The organism is Alkalicoccobacillus plakortidis (genome assembly GCF_023703085.1).
GTDB classification, from domain to species: Bacteria; Bacillota; Bacilli; order Bacillales; family Bacillaceae_D; genus Alkalicoccobacillus; species Alkalicoccobacillus plakortidis.
The window spans coordinates 191,320-210,633 of the sequence record NZ_JAMQJY010000004.1; the positions used below are offsets into that span (position 1 = coordinate 191,320).

17 protein-coding genes and 2 pseudogenes are annotated in these 19,314 nt (G+C 39.7%); 15 read left to right on the plus strand and 4 right to left on the minus strand.

Translation table 11 applies throughout. The annotated features are described in order from the left end of the window. Positions 1-74 precede the first annotated feature (74 nt). The 4 genes and pseudogenes from NDM98_RS20450 to pgsB all read right to left on the minus strand — a co-directional run bounded on the left by NDM98_RS20450 (position 75) and on the right by pgsB (position 3,059). Positions 75-254, minus strand: a complete 180-nt coding sequence (locus NDM98_RS20450) for a hypothetical protein (protein WP_251611380.1) — start codon at positions 252-254, stop codon at positions 75-77. Positions 255-256: 2 nt separating this feature from the next. After that, the gene (locus NDM98_RS20455; RefSeq protein WP_251611381.1) at positions 257-1,390 is read right to left on the minus strand and encodes a CapA family protein; all 1,134 of its coding nucleotides are present in this window, start codon (positions 1,388-1,390) and stop codon (positions 257-259) included. An 11-nt stretch (positions 1,391-1,401) separates the two neighbouring features. Then, positions 1,402-1,850, minus strand: a pseudogene (gene pgsC, locus NDM98_RS20460) (poly-gamma-glutamate biosynthesis protein PgsC). 21 nt (positions 1,851-1,871) lie between these two features. After that, on the minus strand, positions 1,872-3,059 hold the full coding sequence (gene pgsB / locus NDM98_RS20465) for a poly-gamma-glutamate synthase PgsB (protein ID WP_251611382.1): 1,188 nt from the start codon (positions 3,057-3,059) through the stop codon (positions 1,872-1,874). Positions 3,060-3,606: 547 nt separating this feature from the next. Here pgsB and NDM98_RS20470 point away from each other — a divergent pair. The 15 genes and pseudogenes from NDM98_RS20470 to NDM98_RS20540 form a co-directional block, all read left to right on the plus strand. After that, positions 3,607-4,053 carry an RrF2 family transcriptional regulator gene (locus NDM98_RS20470; protein ID WP_251611383.1) on the plus strand — a complete coding sequence of 149 codons (447 nt, stop codon included), beginning with the start codon at positions 3,607-3,609 and terminating at the stop codon, positions 4,051-4,053. An 86-nt stretch (positions 4,054-4,139) separates the two neighbouring features. Further along, complete coding sequence (locus NDM98_RS20475) at positions 4,140-4,604, plus strand: dihydrofolate reductase family protein (RefSeq protein WP_307728914.1); 465 nt, start codon at positions 4,140-4,142, stop codon at positions 4,602-4,604. 216 nt (positions 4,605-4,820) lie between these two features. Further along, complete coding sequence (locus NDM98_RS20480; protein WP_251611384.1) at positions 4,821-5,558, plus strand: SRPBCC family protein; 738 nt, start codon at positions 4,821-4,823, stop codon at positions 5,556-5,558. 56 nt (positions 5,559-5,614) lie between these two features. Next, complete coding sequence (locus NDM98_RS20485) at positions 5,615-5,956, plus strand: zinc ribbon domain-containing protein YjdM (protein ID WP_251611385.1); 342 nt, start codon at positions 5,615-5,617, stop codon at positions 5,954-5,956. A 193-nt stretch (positions 5,957-6,149) separates the two neighbouring features. Beyond that, the gene (locus tag NDM98_RS20490; protein WP_285804093.1) at positions 6,150-7,883 is read left to right on the plus strand and encodes a serine hydrolase domain-containing protein; all 1,734 of its coding nucleotides are present in this window, start codon (positions 6,150-6,152) and stop codon (positions 7,881-7,883) included. Positions 7,884-7,905: 22 nt separating this feature from the next. After that, a complete protein-coding gene (locus NDM98_RS20495) occupies positions 7,906-8,607 on the plus strand; it encodes a class I SAM-dependent methyltransferase (RefSeq protein ID WP_251611387.1) in 702 nt (233 codons plus the stop codon). Positions 8,608-8,744: 137 nt separating this feature from the next. After that, the gene (locus NDM98_RS20500; RefSeq protein ID WP_251611388.1) at positions 8,745-10,112 is read left to right on the plus strand and encodes a sigma-54 interaction domain-containing protein; all 1,368 of its coding nucleotides are present in this window, start codon (positions 8,745-8,747) and stop codon (positions 10,110-10,112) included. A gap of 195 nt (positions 10,113-10,307) precedes the next feature. Then, positions 10,308-11,085 (plus strand): annotated as a pseudogene (locus tag NDM98_RS20505) (3-hydroxybutyrate dehydrogenase). Between the two features lie 53 nt (positions 11,086-11,138). Next, positions 11,139-12,452, plus strand: a complete 1,314-nt coding sequence (locus NDM98_RS20510) for a GntP family permease (RefSeq protein ID WP_251611405.1) — start codon at positions 11,139-11,141, stop codon at positions 12,450-12,452. Between the two features lie 33 nt (positions 12,453-12,485). Next, positions 12,486-13,808 (plus strand): short-chain fatty acid transporter, encoded by a 1,323-nt coding sequence (locus tag NDM98_RS20515; RefSeq protein ID WP_251611389.1) that lies wholly within the window; start codon positions 12,486-12,488, stop codon positions 13,806-13,808. Positions 13,809-13,826: 18 nt separating this feature from the next. Next, a complete protein-coding gene (locus NDM98_RS20520; RefSeq protein WP_251611390.1) occupies positions 13,827-14,552 on the plus strand; it encodes a CoA transferase subunit A in 726 nt (241 codons plus the stop codon). Continuing rightward, a complete protein-coding gene (locus tag NDM98_RS20525) occupies positions 14,549-15,184 on the plus strand; it encodes a 3-oxoacid CoA-transferase subunit B (RefSeq protein WP_251611406.1) in 636 nt (211 codons plus the stop codon). The genes NDM98_RS20520 and NDM98_RS20525 overlap by 4 nt, the downstream gene beginning before the upstream one ends. Before the next feature lie 525 nt (positions 15,185-15,709). After that, the gene (locus NDM98_RS20530; RefSeq protein ID WP_251611391.1) at positions 15,710-16,462 is read left to right on the plus strand and encodes a hypothetical protein; all 753 of its coding nucleotides are present in this window, start codon (positions 15,710-15,712) and stop codon (positions 16,460-16,462) included. A gap of 15 nt (positions 16,463-16,477) precedes the next feature. Continuing rightward, positions 16,478-16,987 (plus strand): GNAT family N-acetyltransferase, encoded by a 510-nt coding sequence (locus tag NDM98_RS20535; protein ID WP_251611392.1) that lies wholly within the window; start codon positions 16,478-16,480, stop codon positions 16,985-16,987. Positions 16,988-17,979: 992 nt separating this feature from the next. After that, the coding region (locus tag NDM98_RS20540) for a hypothetical protein (protein WP_251611393.1) at positions 17,980-19,314 on the plus strand (1,335 nt) is incomplete at its 3' end.

Genomic DNA, 19,314 nt, shown 5'->3' on the forward strand with positions numbered 1-19,314 from the left:
CTTAGCAAGGAGCCTCCAAGACATGAAATGATGTCGGGAGGCTCCTTTTCTAGTCCTGTCTCTTCTTTTCAATACTACTCTTGAGCTTGAGTAATCTGATCAACAGTATCTGCCTGTTGAACTTCATTTAACAAGCTATCAATCTCATATTGTTCTTCTTCGCTTATCGACTCCGTAAAATTGACTGATGTCATAAGTACAAAGACAATAGCAATGGCAAAGTAGGGCCAAGCGGATCTAAGAATTTGTTTCATAGTTAGTGACCTCCTGTATCTCTTGAATTTGTTGAGAAATGGATTACACCTTCTTCTTCTGTCCAATCAAAATGATCATCCTTCGTTAACTGACGAATAATGGATCGCTCATTAAGCTTGTCTGACCAGGAGAGAGGAGCTGGAGAAGCTTCTTTAATCAGTAACGGCACAACTTCAAATTCGGTTGTTCCGTTTTCTGTGATCTCAAACTGTGCTAATGCCGATTCACTTGTTCTAGTCCATCCTTGATCAGATATGAAATTTCCGAGGCTGTAAAAGATTGCTGTGTCATTGTAAACTTCTATTGATTGAAGAACGTGTGGATGGTGACCAACAATGATGTCTGCACCAGCATCAGATAAGGAATGTGCGAGTGTTTGTTGTCTTTCACTTGGCGTATTATCATATTCCTGACCCCAATGAGCATGAACGATGACAACGTCTGCCTGTTGATTCGCTTTGGCGACCATTGGAATAAAAGTCTCGGGATCAAAAGTGGTGATACCACCACTTGAATCATCAACTGCTGCACCATCTTCATATACATCAGAGAATCCTAATGTTGCAATCGTTACCCCATTTACTTCATTAAATGACATACTGTTTGTCTCGTCAGTAATCGATTCACCAGCACCTGTCATATCAATTCCTTCGTTATTAAAAGCAGAAAGGGTCTCTTGTAGCCCATCTTCTTCATAGTCCATCAAGTGGCTATTTGCTAGGTTCATTACAGAGAAGCCGACTGCATGCAGTGCACTGACAGAATCTGCAGTGGAAGAATAATCAGAATCTGCACTGGATTGTTCGGCGACAGGCCTTTCAAAATTGCCTGTCGCATAATCCGCATGCTCAAAGTATGGTTTTACATGAGTAAAGAGGCTTTGTTCATCTGTCGCATCAATTTGAGTCTGGACGTGACCAGCCATCATGATGTCTCCAACAAGTATGCCGCGTGCTAGATTTGTTTGTTTACTTTGTACCTCAGGAATTGGTCTTGTGCTGACTATTGAAAGCACAACGATCAAAAGTAAAAGTAGTGGCAAACTAATTAGAATGTGTTTGGTTGTTTTTTTCTTTTCTACTTTTGAGCGTTTTAATAGTTTCTGTGTTAACGTTAATGGTCGCTTCTCTCTCATGTCTCTCACCCTTAAATTAGAAAGTATAGACTAGTAATAGCAAAGGTTACGCCACTAAGTAATAATGTGCTGCCAAGTGTGAGTGTTACTCCTTGGCGCTCAATTGTGTTTGCAATAAGTCCAGGAACAATAACGCCTAATCCTCTAAATTCCAGCATCTAAACGGGATGACTGGGTAGGCGAGGTCAAGTAAAAGCTTAAGCATAATACCTGTTGTTAACATGGCAGCAAACTTGCGTCGTCCGTATAATATCATGATCTTTGATAAGCCAAATTTGACGATAACAAAGGTTAAGATACTTACAACTAATACAACGGACATAAACATAAATTGATCAAAAACAAGAGCTAAGTAACCAGGAACAATTAAACCTGCAGGAACAATTCCTGTTTTCTCCGCAAAAAGTAAACTTAGCAAGACGCCAAGTATAAGTGATACATATAAATCTGACCCAAACATAGTGTCGTAGACTCCTTCCGATTAGCTTACAAGCTTAGGTGCTTTAACTAGTTTTAATTGTTCTATGAGCGGTTCTGCAGCTCCGTGAATGTTACCAATTCCGTAGATTGTTCTTCCTTCTGAAATGGGTATGAGAATGTCCATGATTTCCTCTGTAGTAAAGTGCTCCAAATTATGAAATTGTTCGTATGGAAGGTTTCCTTTTTCAAATTCCTGAACAATAGGACTTGTGGTTTCACCAATCAAAACAAGGTGTTCGGCTTTAATGTATGGTAAAACATCAAGCGCAAATTGCTCGGTTCGTTCCACTCGATCAGCTCTGCAGTTCATTACAACAATTGGCTTTTCAGTTGGATAACCAATTTGTTTCACTCGATCCCAAATCGATAAGGTGGAGGAGGCATCATTTGCGGCGAATCCATTAACAAAATAACTCCTTTGCTCAGGATCATTTTGCTGGATTTGCAGAATACGCATGGCTCCGGGGTCTGGTGGAGCATTAAGCATACCTTTAAATGCGGTCTCTTCATCAATTCCAATTGCTTCTGCTACAGCGAGAGCTAAAGATGCGTTATCAGGAAAGACCATATATTCAAAACTTCGCAGGTATGATTCGGTAATTTTAGTATTATCAGCTATGATCACACGAGTGTTTCTTTTCTTTGCAATTTGCTTGTAAAAATCACTATATTGATCATTTGTAATAATTAAATGTCCATTATGTGGGATGGTTGCTGTAAAAGCATCTGCCACTTCATCGAGAGTCGGTCCCATTACATCCATATGATCTTCAAGAACATTCACTATGACACCGATATTCGCTTGAAGTAATTGCTCTTGGAATATAATTTGATATTCTGGCTTAACTGCCATGCATTCACTGACCATTGCATTGGCACCACGTTCAACAGCCTCTTGTATCACTTTTTTTTGTTCACCTATGTTTGGGCCTTGAGGTTTTCTAGGGATTGGAGCTTCCTCGTCAGTGTCCCAATAGATCATGCGAGCATCTGTACCAGTTGTTTTTCCAACAGCTTTATATTCAGCTTCTTTTACAACACCCATAATTAAACGAGTGACCGTGGATTTACCACGAATTCCGTTAATGTTAATACGAAGGGGGAGAGCATTAATATTCTTCTGGTGGCGCCGTTTCTCCCATATGCCAATTCCCGCTGCACAAATACTAGCACCCGCTATTATCCACATTAGACCACTTCCTTTCTCTCTACTCATTACTCCTTATCTACGTATGGCTCTCTCTAAAAAACGAGTATCCTCCTTTTTGAGTTGATAGAATCGCTTTGTCATTTAAACCATAACAAACGCAATCCTAACAAAAAATGAAGTATTTCTAATACAGTGTTTCTTGTAGGAAAATCGTTATGAGAGTTGAGACCAAGTTGTTAAATATACCAATGTGAGTCCATGTGAACTGGCGCAAGGCTTACGCTGTTAGAATTTCTAACATATACATAAGTTTATTGACGCAGAAATGAGCTTAATTCATATAGCAATTCGCTAATTTCCCAATAGCAATTCTAAATAAAATGTAGAAAAATGATAAATTAAAGACGTATGTGTAAGCGTTAACGATAATCATGTCTCTAATTGATAATGAAATCTTAATATGAATTTCATACAAAATTCATATTGGACATGTTAAACTAATCGCCGTGTATTTACATATAGAACCATATACTCTTCAGCAATCTATTCACAGATCAAAAACTAAACGAGTAAAGAGGTGACTTCGTTGCGATTAACATTGTATACAGATTATTCAATTCGCGTTTTAATGCATCTAGGAAGTGTGCCAAAAGGGGAGCTTGTTACCTTAAGAGACATCTCCACAACGTATGACATCTCAATTAACCACTTAATGAAAATTGTTCAATCACTGAGGAAAGAAGAGTATATCCGTACAGTAAGGGGAAGAAATGGTGGAATCATATTAGCAAAAGAACCTGCTCAGATTTACATAGGAACTTTGGTAAGAATATTAGAAGATTTAAACGTAGTGGATTCAAGCGAAGATCATCATGCACTATCAACGTTAACCTTTAGCTTTATCTTTGAACACGCTGTCGATCATTTTCTATCTGCGCTAAATCAATATACGCTAGAGGATTTGATTAATTATACTGCAATAGAGGCATCGAATGATGTTGAAAAAAACTCAGATATATCATTTAAACTTTAAGTTCATAGCCTATATGTACTTGAAGAGTATGGTAGGTTCCGAGTACAATAAAAAGAACATACATTCGATTATGGGAGAGTGGAAAAATGTCTCGAAAGGTTGTTCTTTTTATTGCAGTGAGCCTTGATGGCTATATCGCAACTATGGATGAGTCCTTGGATTGGTTATTTAATGTTGAGGGCGAGGGAGATAATGGCTACTCGGAATTTTACGAAACTGTTGATACCGTTGTGATGGGCAGAAAAACATATGACTGGATCACCACACAAATGGAAGGAGAATTCCCTTATAAGGGAAAACAGTGTTACGTATTCTCGAACGCTAGAGCGCAAAAAGATACGGAGAATATTGCGTTTCTAAATGAAAACATTAGTGACTTTGTTAGTCACCTGAAACAGCAATCTGGAAAAAACATTTGGGTTGCTGGCGGTGGTGCATTACTTCATTCATTTATTGAAGCAAATCAGATTGATGAGATGATTATAACAATAGCTCCAACACTTATTGGAAATGGAATTCGTCTCTTTCCAGAAGGTGACTACCAAGCTTGATTGGCGCCTAAAAAGCACAAGAACATTTAATCAATTTGTAGAATTACATTATGAGATCAGACAATAAAAAGAGAACAAAGCATGGGATGAGTAACATTGTCCCATGCTCTTTTTACTTTTACCCACTTTATTTAGGAGTATTGGTATAATTAGAGAGACGATCTTTCTTAGATAGAGGGATAAAACAAAGGTAGAAAAAAAGGGGAAATTAAACGAGTGAACGAGATCATTGTATTTACTTATGAAGAATTGATTGATGCACCAATTGATTTAGTTTTTACGTACTTAAATAAAGACGAGCATGTTCAACAGTGGAATGAGTTCATCGTAAGAAACACTTACGAGAAACATTCTGAGGATGAACTGGAGGCAGGATCTACTTATCAAACGGTTCAAAAAGTCGGCAAAAAAGAATTCATTTTTCAAGCAAAAATACTGGATTATAAGCCGCCTTTTCGAGCGGTTGTCAAAACAGAGACAAAGGAAGGAATCAGTATTACAAGGTATCAATTATCACAAGATACAGATGGTACTCTTTTTAAAGTTGAGGCTAGTATCACTCCCAGTAATGTAAGGTACAAGTTCTTAACAACATTATTTGGGTGGATGAATAGATTTATATATAAAGATATCTATCAAAAATTTGTTGACTATGTTCATGCGCATAATCATAGGTTATGGGAAGTGTATTATGAGTCAGAAGACGGAACGTATAGCCTTATTGGTGATCTCCATTTAAATGAAGATCAAACATGGAGCGTTCTATTAAACCATGATCACCATGATATATACAATCTACTAAAACGCTTTGACTATGAGTGGGATGAAGATAGAGTTCATCTATTACGAGCAAATAGCTTTGAAGAAGCAGAAGCGGGATTTTATGAATGGGTGGAGACGGTTTGGATCCCATTACTAAAGAAAAAATATGGAGACGACTACCCTGTTGCTTAACGTACAAACGAATGATTAACTTAATGAAGAACCTAAAAGAATGGAGAACAACAATCATGAATGAAATACCGAATTGCCCAAAATGTCAATCAGAGTATACATATGAGGACGGCAGTCTATTTGTATGTCCAGAATGTGCCCATGAATGGACTGCTTCAGCTGAAACTGAAGTGGAAAGTGAAGAGAAAATTGTAAAGGATGCAAATGGAAACATTTTATCTGATGGTGACACGATTACAGTGATAAAAGATCTAAAAGTAAAAGGCAGCTCATCTGTTGTGAAAATGGGTACTAAAGTGAAGGGTATTCGTCTGGTAGAGGCAGACCATGATATCGATTGTAAAATTGATGGATTTGGTGCGATGAGCTTGAAGTCTGAGTTTGTGAAGAAGGTATGACTAGTTACATGCAAAACTAAGGATAGGTGGGAAAGACCTATGAAAATGAAAAATGTACTCATACTACTACTTGTATTATGTTTGACCTTTATCATTTATATAAAGCCATTACATGCTTCAGAAGAGTTGACCCCATCAGGAATTCCTCTATCGGACTTAGAAACTAGGGTCGACGACTATGTAAAAGAGTACATTGGTCAAACCACTGCTTGGAGCAAGTGTACTTGTGATGAAAAATCATGAGACCGTTTTCTCAAAAGGGTATGGACTCTCAGATATTGAGAATAACCATATGATGCAACCAGAGCGAACGATTATGGAGTGGGGATCGATTAGTAAACTGTTTGTTTGGGTGGCTGCAATGCAAATGGTTGAACAAGCAGAGCTTGACCTTAATGAAGATATACAAACGTATTTGCCAGATGACTTCTTAACAAAGCTTAGCTATGACGAGCCAATAACTATGCTGCATTTGATGAATCATAACTCTGGGTTTGAAGAAAATATTTTTGATTTAGGCTTTGCCTCAGCCGATCGTGTTACCTCTCTTGAACAAGGACTTCAGCTTGCAGAGCCACATCAAGTATATAAACCGGGCCAAGTCGTTGCGTATTCCAATTATTCAACGTCACTTGCTGCATATATCATTGAACGCATAACTGACGAGCCGTTTTATGAATATGTCCAAAAGAATATCTTGGAACCATTAAATATGAAGCAAACGATTATACATCCAACTTTCAATGGGCAAGAGAACCTTTTAGAGAACAAAGCCAAGGGATATGTCTTATCTTCACCTGAACATTTTGTAGAATCTGATTGGTATTATATGTCTATGTATCCAAGTGGTGGGGTGAATGGTACAGCTGAAGACTTATCGATCTTTGCAAATGCGCTATTATCAAAAGAAGGGGAGATATCCCCACTATTTACGAAGGAAGAAACGCTTGAAACTTTACTTTCACAGAGCTATTCAGCAAATGAACATGTGAGTGGAATTGCCCATGGATTATGGGAGTATGCAGGTGATTCTCGCGGTGTGACTCACGGGGGAAACACAACATCCTTTTCAAGTAATCTACATTTAGTACCTGAAGAAGAGTTTGCTGTGATTGTGCTGACGAACCAAGCAGGAGAGATGGACATTAACTATGGCTTAACTGCACTTCTTGTTGGAGAAAGTGAACCACAAGCTGCTGTAGAAGACCTTCCGAATACGGAAGAGCTTGAAGGATCGTTTCTCGCAGCGCGTAGACCTCATCATAGCTTTATTAGCTTGTATTTTTTCCTGATGCCATATCAAGTAAAACCGATTCAAGAAAATGAAATTGAAATTAATTATGCTGGTTTTACCGCAAACTATGTACAGACTAGTCCTTATGTATATGAAATGAGTCATGGTGATACGATCTTTTACCCTATGAAACAGTTAAGCTTTCAAGTAGAGAATGGAAAGGTACAACAGATCTCCACTTCAATCTCAGATTATTTGCCATTGCCTGCTGGGAAAACAACTCCAATTTTAAATGCTTACATGGTTTTGGCGATTGTTTGTGTTCTGTATTTTCTTGTGGCTCCATTAATATTAGTTATAAAAGCAATCATAAATAAGATGAAAAAGAGAAGAAGTTCTCAAATATCCATATGGCATGCCGTTTTGGTAGTATGCGGAACGGCTACGTTAGTGAATATCATTGTGCTAGTAATTAGAATGCTCTCATCCTATGATCGTGCGTATGCCGAGGTTGCACCACAGATTTTATTAAATGGCTTTTTCTCAGTGATTGCACTACTCTCCATGGCTTTTATGGCTTGGAGATGGCCAAAATCGAGACTTCTGATTATACAAAAAATTACGTACAGCATAACAATTAGTATGACAGTTTTATTAATAACGTTGTTGCTTATATGGGGATTTTATGGGTAGATAAGTAGAAGAGGTGAGTCAGTTGAGCAGAGATGAGAAGAGAAATTATTTAGAGTTGGATCGAATTATTTTTATAGGAAGAACATACGAGGAATATGTGATGATGTTTCGTCTTGACAGTTGGGATCTACAGAATAAGAAGATCCTTGATTGTCCAGCTGGTGCCTGTTCGTTTACTGCACGAGCAAATGAATTAGGAATAGACGTTACTGCGTGTGATATTGCGTATACTCATCCAAGTGATGACCTGAAGAAAAAGGGATTAGAAGATATTAGCTATGCCATGAATGGTTTATCAAAAGCTAAGCATAAGTACATTTGGGAGTATTTTCGTGATGTGGAGCATCTGAAAGAAAATCGGATAGAGGCATTAACAGAATGTGTGGAAGATATGAAAACCAATAACAATCGTTATGTACCTACGAATCTTCCTAGCCTACCGTTCCGTGATAAAACATTTGATGTAACGCTTTCTGCCCATTTTTTATTCATGTATAGCGATCGTCTGGATTTTACTTTTCATCTAAACACAATAAAAGAATTGATGCGGGTAACAAAAGAAGAGATTCGAATTTTTCCACTCGTTGATTTGGAAGGCAAAAGGTACACGTATCTTGATGAGGTCATTGAATTTTTAACCGAAGCAGGTAGTGTGGTTACTGAAGTGAAGTCTGATTATGAATTTCATGCAAATGCACATTCAATGCTGGTCATAAAGGTTTGAGGCTGTGTAAATTCGTACGGATCGTTGATTGGGAAGTCCTGTTTACTGGAGTAGGGCTCACTGGATTCTTAGTTGAGGTATCAATTCCGATAGAAATCGGCTAGCTTATATATAACCATTTTCAGGAGGTGTTACATATGTTTCCGCAGGACAATGACTATAAGGATGAGATTTTTAAAACTGTTTTTGAAGACGCTTACCACTGTTTTGTTGTGGTGGATAAGCATGGTTTTGTAACGTATATGAACAATAGCTATTGTCATTTTCTTAATCTAGATAAGGATTTGGTGATTGGTAAACATGTCACGGATGTGATTGAGAACTCGCGGATGCATATTGTGGCTCAAACTGGAATCGAGGAAATTGCCGATCTTCAGTTCATACGTGGGAATCATATGGTTGCGAACCGAATCCCAGTGAGGTCTAATGGAGAAATTGTTGGTGCAGTTGGTACTGTTCTGTTCCGTGATACAAAGGAATGGATGAGTATGAATAGTCATATTAAGGACCTTCTGCTTGAGCTTGAACATTACCGTAATCAACAGAGAAAACAACATGGCGCAACGTATTCGTTACATGATATAGTTGGTAGCTCTGATAAGATGAATCTGTTAAAGGAACAAGTAAAAAAAATCGCAACCGGTGATGTTTCGATCCTACTCCGTGGAGAGAGTGGGACGGGCAAAGAGTTGTTTGCACATAGCATCCATCATCTTAGTGAGCGCAATGCGAAGCCTTTTATTAAGGTGAACTGTGCCGCGATCCCTGAACACCTGCTTGAGTCAGAGTTATTTGGTTATCAGGAGGGAGCTTTTACAGGAGCTAAAAAAGGAGGCAAACCTGGAAAGTTTCAGCTTGCTGATGGAGGGACACTGTTTCTGGATGAAATAGGGGACATGCCATTAAGTGCTCAAGTGAAAATTTTGCGTGTTCTCCAAGAGGGAGAGATTGAGGCAGTTGGTTCTGTTCAGCTTGAGCAGATAGATGTGCGGATTATTGCTGCGACAAATCAGCCTCTTGAAGCATTAATCGATAAACAGAAATTTCGAGAAGATTTATTTTACAGAATTAATGTTGTTCAACTGCAGATTCCACCTTTACGAGATAGGCCTGAGGATATTCAAGTGCTGGCCAAATATATTCTTCATAAGATTACCCGAAGAACAGGCAAAAGAGTGACTGATATTGATGAACAGGTTCTTTCCTGTTTTTATAGCTATCGATGGCCAGGAAATGCACGAGAGCTGGAAAATGTCATTGAGTCAGCAGTTCATCTGACGAATTCTGAGATCATTAAGATGGAGGATCTACCCGATCGACTTCAACTTAATAACCATTCAATTGAATTAACAGGTAGCCTAAAAGATATTGTGGAGCAAACAGAAAAACAAGCGATAAGACGGGCTTTAGATAAATGTAGTGGAGACAAGATAAAAGCAGCGGAACTTTTAAAAGTTGGAAAGTCTAGTTTTTATGAGAAGATTAAAAAATACGATCTACAATAATTCCGTATATCCGGAAAAGTTTCCGGATATACGGAATACAGTTAAATGAAAGTGCTTACATTATATTTTGATGATCTCTATTCCGTAATAGCGGAACAGGGATTTTTTTTATGTATACGAACCAACCACTTGAGAGTTGGCACACTTTTTGCATGAGGATTAAGGAAGGATTCTTTTAAACGAGGAGGAAGAACATTGGTAAAGAATAAAGTGGTTTTTATTACAGGTGCAGCAAGTGGGATCGGTCATGAGATTGGCAGAGCTTTTTTACAAAATGGGGCGAAGGTTGTATTCACTGATGTGAATGAAGAAAAGGTGAATGCGGCGGTTAAAGAACTAACGGAAGCTTGGGCATGATTGTTTGGGCTTAGCCTGTGACGTCACAGTGGAAGCTCAACTAGAAGAGTCGATTAATCAAACCGTAAAGCATTTTGGACGATTAGATGTGTTAATTAATAATGCAGGTTTGCAGCATGTCGCTTCGATGGAGGACTTCTCTACAGAAAAGTTCGAACTCATTACCAAGGTGATGCTCGTAGCGCCTTTTATGGCAACCAAGCATGTTTTTCCAATTATGAAAAAGCAAGGATCGGGTCGGATTATTAATATGTCATCGATCAATGGTCTTGTCGGATTTGCAGGTAAGGCAGCGTATAACAGCTCCAAACATGGGGTAATCGGTTTGACGAAGGTGGCGGCATTAGAAGCAGCTTCTTTTGGTATTACAGTAAATGCTCTTTGCCCAGGCTATGTCGATACTCCACTTGTTCGTAACCAGTTAAAGGACCTAGCAAATAACCGTGGAGTGAGTCTTGAGAAAGCACTTGAGGAAGTCATTTATCCATTAGTCCCTCAAAAACGATTATTATCTGTTCAAGAAGTTGCTGATTATGCAATGTTTATTGCTAGTGATCAAGCAAAAGGTGTGACTGGGCAAGCGATTGTGATTGATGGAGGATATACAGCGCAATAAATTTGTAAGCGCTTTACTTATAAAGTAGACTAATTGAGAAGAGGGATTGCATGATATTTAGCATGATTGGCTTGATAGGTGGATTAGCTCTTTTAATTATCTTAACGATGAGAGGCATGAACTTACTTATTGCAGCACCTCTTTCTACCTTATTCTTGGCGATTTTTAGTGGCATTCCTCTTTTTCCACAGATGGTTGCCGAGGATGCTCCAAGTATGTTGGGAAGTTATATGGAGGGGTTTTCTGGTTTTGTTGCCTCATGGTTTATTATGTTTTTGCTTGGCTCCATCTTTGGAAAAGTGATGGGAGATGCTCGAGCAGCAGATAGTGTCTCTAAATTTGTGGTCGATAAACTTGGCACAAAGTATGCCATTATGGCTGTTGTTGCAGCCTGTGCCATCTTAACTTATGGCGGCGTCAGTTTGTTTATTGTTGGTTTTTCTGTTTTTCCATTGGCCTTAAGTTTGTTTAAACAGGCAAATCTACCAAGACGATTTATTCCGGCGACACTTGCTTTTGGCTCGGTGACCTTCACCATGACTTCTCCTGGTTCACCTGAGATTCAGAACTGGATTCCCATTCCGTTTCTTGGTACGTCTGCATACGCAGCCTGGGAAGTGAGTGCGATTGTTGCATTATTTATGATTGTGTTTGGGTACTGGTGGTTAAAGAAAATCATTTACAGAGCAGTTGCAAAAGGTGAATCTTTTGATACGCGAGAAGGGGATCCAATCGTGGAAGAAAGAGAATTGCCTCACCCTGCTCTTGCGGCGATTCCGTTATTCGTTGTCCTTATTATTTCATATATCTTCCACGATTCTCTTGGCACATCCGCTTTGGTTATTGCGTTAACAAGTGGAATTGTTGCGGCTTGGGCTTTAAACCGTAAGTTCTTAGACAATGTCTGGGAATCTGCATCAGGAGGCACGATGGGTGCCTTGCTTGCGATTACAAATACTGCAGCCGTTGTTGGGTTTGGGGCGGTAGCAAAAAATACAACCGCGTTTACAGCGGCTGTTGATGCGGTTACTCATTTCCCAGGAAGCCCATTAGTTGGAGCAGCAATTGCGGTTGGTGTTATTGCAGGATTAACTGGTTCGTCCTCAGGTGGACAACAAATTGCCTTGCCGTTGATTGCACCTCACTACTTAGATGCAGGTGTTGATCCAGAGGCGTTACACCGTGTGGTTGCCATTTCATCAGGTGCCTTAGATACGTTACCTCACGGGGGCTATGTTGTCACTACGATCCGTGCGATATGTGGCGAAACACATAAGGCAGCTTACGCGTCATTTAGTGCAATGACTGTAGTGGTTCCAATACTCGGTGTGCTCTTGGCCATTCTGTTGTTTTCTCTAGGCATGTAGCCTTGTCGTTTATAAACAAGGAGGTTAGACATATTGTTTGTTTCCGTTATTCGCTTTTTTGATCGTATCGTTCAACGATATCTACCTGATGCATTTATCTTTGCGTTAATTTTAACCATCCTTGTGTTTTTATTAGGTCTTGTCGTGACTCCTAGTTCAGCAACAGAAATGGTTACGCATTGGGGAGATGGTTTCTGGGATTTGCTTGCCTTTACCATGCAGATGTCATTAATCGTCATTACCGGTTATATGTTAGCAAGTGCACCAGCAGTGACATTGCTATTAAGAAGGCTTTCATTGTTTGCGCACACACCTGTTCAAGCGATTGTTCTTGTGACGATCGTGGCCCTTACTGCCTGCCTCATTAATTATGGCTTTGGCTTAGTCATTGGTGCTTTATTCGCTAGACATGTTGCCAGGCAGGTTCCATCAGTCGATTACAGGCTACTGATCGCATCAGCTTATAGTGGATTTCTTGTTTGGCATGGCGGCTTGTCAGCGTCCATTCCTTTAACCATTGCCACATCCGATCATTTTCTTGTGGACAGTCTTGGCGTCATTCCTATAGGAGAAACATTGTTCACGTCATACAACATTTTTATCGTTGTTGTGCTGTTTATTACACTGCCAATTTTAAATGCTCTTTCATTAAAAGCAACAAATCAAAATCAACAAATTGATCCTGCATTTTTACATGAAACTGGGGAAAATCAACAAGCTGAAGCGAAAGCGGTTACACCTGCTGAGAAGCTAGAGAATAGTCAGATCCTGTCCTTAATCATAGGACTATCAGGCATTGGCTATATCATCTACTATTTCAGCCGAAACGGGTTGGATTTAAATATAAACATTGTGAACTTTACATTTTTGTTCTTAGCTATCCTCTTTCATCGTACACCTAGAAGATTGCTTCAATCTGTTACGGAAGCGGTTAAGAATGCAGGAGGAATTATCATTCAGTTCCCTTTTTATGCGGGGATTATGGGTATGATGGTTGGCTCAGGATTATCCGATGAAATTGCGTTATGGTTTGTTCGAATATCAACGGAGCAAACTCTACCTTTTCTAACATTTATTAGCGCAGGGATCATTAATTTCTTTGTTCCATCTGGTGGAGGTCAATGGGCTGTGCAAGGTCCAATAATGATACCGGCCGCTTTAGAGTTAGGTGCTGATCCAGCGCGAATTGCGATGGCAGTAGCTTGGGGAGATGCATGGACAAACATGATTCAACCATTTTGGGCTTTACCGATTCTTGCAATTGCAGGCTTAAAGGTTCGAGATATTATGGGCTTTTGCGTTGTCTTGTTATTTTGGTCGTTTATCCCAATTTCAATTGGACTACTATTCTTATAAAAAATAGAAAGGATGATTATGATGAGTGGAAAAAGAGTCGAACGAATAGAGGATCTTATTGATACGATTCAAGACGGAGCGACAGTTATTGTTGGAGGGTTTGGTTTATGTGGAATACCTGAAAAAGCAATTCTAGCCCTTGCAGAAAAAGGAACAAAAGATCTAACTATTGTTAGTAACAACTGTGGAGTAGATGACTGGGGTCTTGGTTTATTACTCGCTAATAAGCAAATTTCTAAAATTATGGCCTCATACGTTGGCGAAAATAAGTTATTTGAACAGCAATTTTTAAATGGAGAACTGGAAGTAGAGCTTGTCCCACAAGGAACCTTAGCAGAACGAATTCGTGCAGGGGGGGCAGGCATCCCTGGATTCTATACCCCAACAGGAGTAGGAACCGAGATTGCAAAAGGAAAAGAGACAAAAGAATTTGATGGCAGAACCTACTTACTAGAGAGAGCAATCAAAGGTGATGTTGCATTAGTAAAGGCATGGAAAGCAGATCCATACGGAAATCTAATTTACAACAAAACAGCACGAAATTTTAACCCATTAGCTGCAGCAGCAGGCAAAGTCACAATTGCTGAGGTAGAAGAAATTGTTGGAGTGGGCGAGCTCAACCCTGATTTTATCCATACACCAAGCATCTACGTACAGCATGTATTTGAAGGAACAGAGTATGAGAAACGAATTGAACGCAGAACCGTACGCGAAAAACAAACCAATGCAGGGAGTGGTCAATAATGTCATCACGTCAAGAGATTGTAAAGCGAGCAGCTTTGGAAATTAAGGACGGAATGAATGTCAATCTCGGAATTGGCATGCCAACACTCATAGCAAACGAAATCCCAGATGATCAAAATGTATTCCTACAATCTGAAAACGGATTGCTCGGTATCGGTCCATACCCGGTAGATGGAGAAGAAGAGGCAGATCTAATCAATGCCGGCAAAGAAACCGTTACCGCTCTATCCGGCGCATCTTTCTTCGATAACGCAGAATCATTTGCTATGATTCGCGGAGGGCACATCGACCTTGCCATATTAGGCGGAATGGAAGTCTCCGAACAAGGTGATCTTGCAAACTGGATGATCCCAGGAAAGATGGTAAAAGGCATGGGCGGTGCCATGGATCTCGTACAAGGCGCAAATAAAGTCGTTGTCATCATGGACCACGTGAATAAACAAGGAGAAACCAAAATCAAAAAAAGCTGCAGCCTTCCTTTAACAGGCTTACAAGTAGTCAACCGCCTTATCACAGAACGCGCAGTCTTTGATTTTACAGACGAAGGAATGGTCTTAGTTGAAACACAAGGAGACTATACAGTAGAAGATATCCGTGAATGCACAGAAGCAGAATTTAAAGTGAAAGAATGAATTGGAGAGAGCAGCCTGAAGTGGGGCTGCTTTTTTGTGTGCGTTGGATGGGGAGAGCGTGAGGTGGGGAGCGGGCAAAGCTAGGAGCAAGAGCAATGTGGGGTTTACCAAGAAGATTGTTGGAGATGGCAAGAAGGATGAAGGGAGTAGCAAGAAGAGGAGGGTGATAGCAAGTGGAAAGGGGGACGTAGCAAGAAGAGGTGAGTCATAGCAAGAGGGAATGAGGGGGGAGCAAGAAGAGGTGACAGGTACCAAGAGAAAAGGAAGAAAAACCAAGAAGAATTAACTCGTATCAAGACGAAAATGATGAGAGACCAAGCTAGAAAAGACATAATTAAGTAATAGCAGGTATACCAAAGAACATCAGTGGGGTTACCAAGATTAAAGTTGTGAAAGCAAGAAGAGCCAAAATACATAATGAAATAAAAATGGACATTTTTATAAAGCATTTATCAACCCAGATCCCAATTATTTGTTAAACTACAGATAGTTAGGAAATGAAAAATATGTAGAGCGGGTGAATCGTTGTCTCAACTAACATTAGTAGAACAAGTAAAATGTTTAATAGACATGCATGCAAAAGGTAAGCTTGGCGGAGAAAAGATGCCCGAGGATGTCATCGTTCCGATCGTACCGAAAGAAGAAAGATTGAATATTCTTACATTAGGTATGGCACTAAATTATCAGCGAAACTCTTATACTCTTTGGGAAGCCATTTCCAAGTTGTACAAAGATCATAGTGCCCGTTGGGTATTCTATCCTGAACAAGTTCTAAATTGTGAAATGGATGAGCTCCAGTCCATATTAGTCCATTATCGGGTTGCTTTACAGCCAAATCGTCATCCTGAAATTTGGAAACGTGTAGCTGCAGGGATATTTCACTCCTCTTCGAAAGGTGATGTCGAAGGTCTGCTAGAGTCAACCAACTATGATATTTTGGAATTAAAAAGTGTTGTCCAAAAACAAAGGAAATCAGAATTTCCTTATTTATCTGGTCCTAAAATCTTTAATTATTGGGTTTATGTTCTTGAGTCTTATCATGAGATCGCCTGGAAATCGAGAGAACTTATTACAATAGCGCCAGACACGCATATTTTAAAAGCATCCATTAAGCTAGGAGTTTGTGAAGAAGCAGTACTGAAGGGAAGTGGAGTAGATAGGGAGTCTGTCTCTCAATCTTGGAAAGTAGCATTAGAAAAAAGTGGCATTGCACCAATTGATATACACACCCCACTCTGGCTTTGGAGCCGAGCTGATTTTCCGAGTATTACATATTAGAAAAGAGGTCAAACCATGTTGATTAGAAAAGCTGTTTTAACTGATGCAGCGAGCATTGCCAACGTCCATGTTGATTGTTGGAGGACAACATACAGAGGAATCTTACCTGAAGCAGCGTTGAATAAATTATCATATGAAAAACGAGCAAGTTTATGGGAATATAATATCCGAGAAGAGAAAGTTTGCATATATGTAGCTGAGAATGAAAACGGACAAGTAGTTGGCTTTGCTTCTGGATCTAAACGAGATACTAACAAAAACCCAGAAGCTGGTGACTTGACCTCCATTTATATTTTAGAGAACGAACAAGGAAAGGGAATTGGAAATCACCTAGTTAAGATGATTTTTCAGGATTTGCAAAAAATGGGCTGTAAATCAATTTATGTTGAAGTACTCGCAGAAAATAACTCAAAAGGCTTCTATGATTATCTAGGTGCAAAGCTTTTTCAAGAAGAACAAATGAGTATTATGGGAACGGATGTCGATGTCTTGATTTATAAATGGGAGAGTGTTGAGTCTATTTGATTTGAATTGCAAGTCTCAAATCTTAAAAGAATTTTCTTAAAAGGGAGGTACATATGTTTTTTAGAAAAAAACAGCTAACATGTCATACATGTAAGAAAGAGGTCAGGAACAATGAGCAGCTCGCTCTGTTTGTTCGGGCAAATGAACTTAGTGGAGTGACAAATTTAAAAGCGTTCGCTCGTCTACATCGGGTACAGTGTATGGATTGTGTAACAGATTCTCAAAGGAGAGCATAAGTGCATCATTATTGGTGAGTTTTATCAAGAAGTAGAGGCAGGTACCAAGAAAAAGTCTAATCTAATTAAGAACGTTTGATGAATTGCCAAGAGCGAAACTACTTTTACCAATTGAGGCATCAAGATAGCAAGAAAGAAGTAACTTTAAGCAAGAGGGGATCTATACAGCAAGCAAGATGCGGCCATTACCAAGAGCTCGAGGCCAGCAGCAAGCCCGATGCGGCTTTTACCAAGAGCTCGAGGCCAACAGCAAGCAAGATGCGGCTTTTATTAAGAGCCTCAGGTCAACAGCAAGCCCGATGCGGCCATTATCAAGAGCCTCAGGCCAACAGCAAGCAAGATGCGGCTTTTATTAAGAGCCTCAGGCCAACAGCAAGCAAGATGCAGTCTTTACCAAGAGCCCCACTCCTACAGCAAGCAAGATGCGGCTATTACCAAGAACTCCACCTCTACACCAAGACCGCACCTCACTTCTCCAAGAGCCCCATCAATCCACCAAGAGCTCCACCTACTCAGCAAGAAGCAGTCTCCATTACCCAGATCAATCAATCAACATCTTCGCGTTTTCATCGTCATCAAGAGCTTTCTCTGGGCTCTGCATAACACTGCAGTGATGATTCCGAATATGGCACATACACTAGCAATGGTGTTCTTCAAACTATAGAATTTTGTGTAAAATTGAAAAAAATAAAGACCTGGTACTAAGAATAGATATAAACTGATTGCTAAGGATTAGGGATTGGGAGGGTGGTCGGCTTGAAGGATAGTAATAAGGAAAAGCTGGAGCGTGTTGATCGTGCAATTGATGAAGTGCTTTTATTGGCGGAAGAGGAGTATATTGAACTTTCTACTTATGAAGAGGTGAAAAGAGGGTTTGATTCAAAAATTCTTGCGCTTGAGGAAGCTGAGAAGTTGGCGCTTGCTGAGAGGTTAGCGCAAGAGCAGGTGCCTGAAGAAGCGGAGTTACCAAAGCAACAGCAGCCTATTCCTAAGCAAGCGCAGACTTCAACTCCTCGTCCTACTGTTGTGAAAAAGCAGCGGTCACCGGAAGAGAATCGTAGAAGGCGCTTAACGTATATTTTGACTTCAGGTGTTGCGTTGTTATTGCTTGGTGGGGTTTTACTTGCGTTGACGAATTGGTTGACGCTTGCTCCGGTGACCAAGGTCTTCCTGATTAGTGGGATTGCTGTTGTATTTGCTGGGATGAGTTATTTGGCTCATAAGCTGAAGATTAATCAAACGATGCTTGCCTTTTTAATGCTGTTTGCTTTTTTTGTGCCGATTGTCTTTTTTTCGATTAGCTATTATGGGGTGTTTGGTAGCTATTTATCGGTTGGTGGAGAGGGAAGTATGTTGTTTGCGGCTGTTTCTTCGTTAATCTGTGCGGCTTTGTATGCGTTTCTGTATAGTTTGGAAGCGAATAAAACGTTTCAGATTGTTGCACTTATTGCGACTGCAGCTAGTTCGATGTATGCGGCGGGTTTTATTTCATCAACGGTTGAGATGTATGTGCTTACGATCGCTGTTCTGATTCTTATCCAACTGTTAATCTGGAACAAAGCGCTTAGCAGTAAATATCTACAGACGTATCGTTTGTTTTTGCCTTGGTTTGTTCTAGCCCAGCTTGTTCTTATAACCTTTGTTCAATTTGTTTTATTTGATTGGACACAAGCGGGGTTTTTAAATTACGCAGTGCTTGGTGTTCTGTACTATTTTCTCGCTTTAAGACATGCAGCGTATCGAGTTGTTTCGATACCTGCAGTACTCGGTTTTAGTATCGGGGTAACGGGTTTACTTTTCATTAATCAAATCATGAACGAGTCGCTTTATGCATTAATGGCATTAATCCTACCTGTTATTCTTTTGACTGCTTATCTTGTCGAAAAGAAAAATGGGCGAGATGCTTTGATGTATGTTCCAATAAAAATTGTCTTTTTTATTACAGTCTTTTTTACACACATTGTGGCGCAGTTGATGCTGTTGATTGATGAAGTTTCACCGAATCTGTATTCAATTCCATTACTTGGATTGGCTGTATTACTTATTACTTGTGGCTTGCTTGTAAAACAGAGGCTAACCCTGTTTTTTGGC

Bases quoted from the DNA above. Each gene is read 5' to 3' on its own strand.
- NDM98_RS20485 (WP_251611385.1), top strand. From the start codon at position 5,615: ATGAATGAAATACCGAATTGCCCAAAATGTCAATCAGAGTATACATAT.
- NDM98_RS20455 (WP_251611381.1), bottom strand. From the start codon at position 1,390: ATGAGAGAGAAGCGACCATTAACGTTAACACAGAAACTATTAAAACGC.
- NDM98_RS20500 (WP_251611388.1), top strand. From the start codon at position 8,745: ATGTTTCCGCAGGACAATGACTATAAGGATGAGATTTTTAAAACTGTT.
- NDM98_RS20450 (WP_251611380.1), bottom strand. From the start codon at position 254: ATGAAACAAATTCTTAGATCCGCTTGGCCCTACTTTGCCATTGCTATT.
- pgsB (WP_251611382.1), bottom strand. From the start codon at position 3,059: ATGTGGATAATAGCGGGTGCTAGTATTTGTGCAGCGGGAATTGGCATA.
- NDM98_RS20535 (WP_251611392.1), top strand. From the start codon at position 16,478: ATGTTGATTAGAAAAGCTGTTTTAACTGATGCAGCGAGCATTGCCAAC.
- NDM98_RS20475 (WP_307728914.1), top strand. From the start codon at position 4,140: ATGTCTCGAAAGGTTGTTCTTTTTATTGCAGTGAGCCTTGATGGCTAT.
- NDM98_RS20520 (WP_251611390.1), top strand. From the start codon at position 13,827: ATGATGAGTGGAAAAAGAGTCGAACGAATAGAGGATCTTATTGATACG.